The organism is uncultured Megasphaera sp., assembly GCF_958350005.1.
Lineage (GTDB): Bacteria > Bacillota > Negativicutes > Veillonellales > Megasphaeraceae > Megasphaera.
The window spans coordinates 1-4,160 of sequence record NZ_CATWFF010000170.1; the positions used below are offsets into that span (position 1 = coordinate 1).

Here is a 4,160-nt window from a genome sequence, read left to right on the forward strand (position 1 = left end):
GATTATGTACCCACCAAAGGAAAAAATGCAGGTCAAGTTACTACAGTATATTATAAAGATACAATAAGAAATATGATTGCGTTTTTAAAAGATGTTATATCAGTGGAAAGTGATGGAATATATAAAATTGATAATGCAGGCAATTTATGGGACGACATAAATTACAATAATCTTGCCAATGAAGCTGGATTATCTTTTCCAGATGGGCAAAAACCTGTAGGCTTACTAGAAAGAATCATTGAAATGATAAAGTGTGATGATGATATTGTCCTCGATTTTTTCTCTGGTTCTGCTACTACTGCTCATGCTGTTATGCAGCTCAATGCCGAAGACGGTGGTCATCGCAAATTTATTATGGTGCAGTTGCCGGAGCCTTGCAATGAAAAGAGCGAAGCTTATAAAGCGGGATATAAGAATATCTGTGAAATCGGCAAAGAACGTATCCGCCGAGCTGGGGAGAAGATCAAGAAGGAGCATCCAGAGGCGGCAGAACATTTGGATGTTGGTTTTCGCGTCCTCAAGCTGGCTGATACGAATATGAAAGATGTGTACTATTCGCCTGATGCATATAATCAGAAGATGGTGGCTAAACTGGAATCCAATATTAAAGACGATCGCACCGATCTGGATTTGCTGTTTGGCTGTCTCATTGACTGGGGATTAACGCTAGATAAATCGTATAAGTCAGAAGTTATAGATGGCTGTACGGTCCATACGTACAATGACGGCGATCTCATTGCCTGCTTTGATGATAATATTCCGGAGAGCGTCGTCACGGAAATTGCTAAGCGCAAGCCCTTGCGGGCTGTTTTCCGCGACAGCGGTTTTGCGGACAGTCCGTCTAAAATCAATATGTTTGAAATCTTTAAGCGCTATATACCGGGAGATGCCGATGATATTTCCAAACGGGTTCGCGTACTGTAAGGAGGCCGAGACGAATGAAGCTGCAGTTTAAGCATCAGAAATTTCAGGCTGATGCGGCCAAAGCCGTCGTCGATGTCTTTGCCGGACAGCCCTATCTCACGCAAAACTATCTGATAGACAAGGGAAATGACCCACGAATGCCGTTATATGATGTCACAGGCTGGCGCAATGAGCCTGTGGTGCCGGAACTATCGGATGCGGTTATCTTGGAACATGTGCAGAAGATACAGAAAGACAATCAGCTTAAACCTTCTGAGAAATTGGAAAGAGGGTATACACAGGGCCCCTATAACCTGACTATAGAAATGGAAACAGGTGTCGGCAAGACCTATACGTATATTAAGACGATGTATGAGCTGTACAAGCATTATGGCTGGAGCAAGTTCATCGTCGTCGTGCCCAGTATTGCCATTCGGGAAGGCGTGTATAAGACCTTTCAGGTGACGCAGGACCATTTTGCCGAAGAATATGGGAAGAAAATTCGCTTCTTCATTTATAATTCTGCTCAGCTCACTGAAATCGACCGCTTTGCTTCGGATAATGCTATCAATGTCATGATTATCAACTCTCAGGCCTTTAATGCCAAGGGGAAAGATGCACGGCGGATTTCCATGGAACTCGATGAATTTCATTCTCGCCGTCCAATTGATGTCATTGCCAAGACCAATCCCATTCTCATCATCGACGAACCGCAGTCTGTAGAGGGAAAAACGACAAAAGAAAAGCTGAAAGACTTTCATCCGCTGCTGACATTGCGCTATTCGGCTACGCCCAAACCGGACGAAATGTATAATCTGGTGTATCGGCTGGATGCTATGGAAGCATATAACAAGCGGCTGGTAAAGAAGATTACCGTCAAAGGCATTACGGAGTGCGGTACTACGGCGACGGAAGGCTATGTCTATCTGGAAGGCATCAATCTGTCCAAGGCCGATCCGACGGCGACGGTGGAGTTTGATTATAAAGGGAAAAATGGCATCCGGAAGAAGACGATGAAAGTCGGCATTGGCTTTAATATGTATGATCAGTCTGGCGGGCTGGATGAGTATGCAAATAATTTTATTGTCCAGTTCATTGATGGCCGGGATAATTCTGTAGAATTTCTGAATGGTATCAAACTATATGCCGGTGATGTCATCGGCAAGGTTAGTGAGAATCAGCTGCGGCGTATTCAGATTCGTGAGACCATTCTTTCCCATATTGAACGGGAAAAACAGCTGTTCCGCAAGGGTATCAAGGTACTGAGCCTGTTTTTCATTGATGAAGTGGCGAAGTATAAGCAATACGACGAAGTCGGCCAGCCGTATAATGGTATCTATGCGGATATGTTTGAAGAAGAATACACCGATATTGTCAGCCATATGCAGCGGGACTTTGATGATGAAGGGTACATGCAGTATCTTGATGCCATCTCTGCGCAGGAGACGCATACCGGGTATTTTTCCATTGACAAAAAAGGAAAACTGACCGATGGGAAGATAAAAAAGAAAGAACAAGTATCTGAGGACAGTGATGCCTATGACCTGATCATGAAGAATAAGGAGCTGTTGCTGGATCTGAACCCCAAGCGGTCGCCGGTGCGCTTTATTTTCTCCCATTCCGCCCTTCGTGAAGGCTGGGATAATCCCAATGTATTCCAGATTTGTACGCTGAAACAGAGCAACAGTGAAATCCGCAAACGGCAGGAAGTAGGCCGGGGCATGCGCCTGTGTGTCAACCAGGATGGCGAACGAATGGATGCCAATGTGCTGGGAAAAGATGTCCAGACGGTGAATGTCCTGACAGTCATTGCCAGCGAAAGTTATGACAGTTTTGCCCGGGGACTGCAGTCCGAACTGGCTGATGCCGTGGCCGGGCGGCCTGTGGCTGTTACGGCCGAACTTTTTAAAGACCAGACGTTAGTTGATGAGCAGGGGAACAAGACCGTTGTAGATGATGCGCTGGCTCAGAAAATTTATTTTGATTTAGTTGTCAATGGCTATGTTGACCGCAACGGCAAGTTGACCAACCAGTACTATGATGCTAAGGCCAACGGAGATATCAAGGTAGCGGAAGAAGTGGCAGACTGCCGTGATTCGGTACTGCAGATTCTCGATTCCGTCTATGACGGCCGTGTCCTGAAGCCGGAAAATGCCCGTGACGACAATGTAGAGCTCCAGGTGGACCCGGAAAAACTGGCCATGCCGGAGTTCCAGGCCTTGTGGGAACGCATTCGTCCTAAATCTGTATATGTTGTCGATTTTGATACGGAAGAGCTGATACGGAAGGCTGTCGATTCGCTGAACCAGCATCTCCATGTGTCTCAATTACTCTTTAAGGTAGAAAAGGGCACAATGGAAAAAATCGAATCAAAGGATGAACTGATAGAAGGCAAGGCTTTTATTAAGGAAGAGTCTTCTCCGTCGTATGACAGCAAACCTGCGCATACTGCTGGAAGTGTCAAATATGATCTCGTCGGGAAACTTGTCGATGAAACGGGGCTTACCCGCAAAGCTATTGTGTCTATTCTGACTCATATTGAAAAGAACGTGTTCGACCAGTTTAAAAGGAATCCGGAAGAGTTTATTATCAAAGCGGCTGAGCTGATCAATAATGAAAAAGCAACGGCAATTATTCAGCATATTACCTACAACGTGCTGGATGATAAATACAAGACTGATATTTTTACGGAACCGACGATTAAGGGCAAACTGGGGACCAATGCCATGAAAGCACAGCGGCATCTGTATGACCATATTGTCTATGATTCCACGAATGAACGAGATTTTGCTTCCGATCTGGATATCAATACAAACGTTGCCGTCTATGTAAAGCTACCTGATAGTTTTTATATTTCCACGCCTGTAGGTCATTATAATCCGGACTGGGCCATTGCCTTTTATAAGGGAACGGTAAAGCATATTTACTTCGTTGCCGAAACCAAGGGATCGCTGTCTTCCATGCAGCTTAGACTTATTGAAGAGTCGAAAATTCACTGTGCCAGAGAGCATTTCAAGGCTATCAGCGGCGATACCGTGGTTTATGATGTCGTAGACAGCTACGAGACGTTGTTAAACAAAGTGATGAAATAAATACTGAGTATTTAGGTGAAGACTGGGTATATCTGAATTTTGAATACAACTGCTGTATTAGAAAGAACGGGAGTCAATGTATGAAGCGGCGACTCCTGTTGTATATATATAAATCTTTGGCTTACAATCTATTCGTGTAATAGGGATGATAAGGACATTCCATTC

At 44.7% G+C, this 4,160-nt stretch carries 2 protein-coding genes; both read left to right on the forward strand.

Features of this window, described 5'->3' with window-relative positions:
• On the forward strand, window positions 1–924 hold a 924-nt coding region (locus Q3886_RS08775), incomplete at its 5' end, for a DNA methyltransferase (RefSeq protein WP_301861018.1).
• A 14-nt stretch (window positions 925–938) separates the two neighbouring features.
• Window positions 939–3,995, forward strand: coding sequence for a type III restriction-modification system endonuclease (locus tag Q3886_RS08780; protein ID WP_301861019.1), 3,057 nt, complete (start codon window positions 939–941; stop codon window positions 3,993–3,995).
• The last annotated feature ends 165 nt before the right edge of the window (window positions 3,996–4,160 follow it).

Coding starts and splice junctions, on each gene's coding strand:
- Q3886_RS08780 (WP_301861019.1), top strand. CDS start 939: ATGAAGCTGCAGTTTAAGCATCAGAAATTTCAGGCTGATGCGGCCAAA.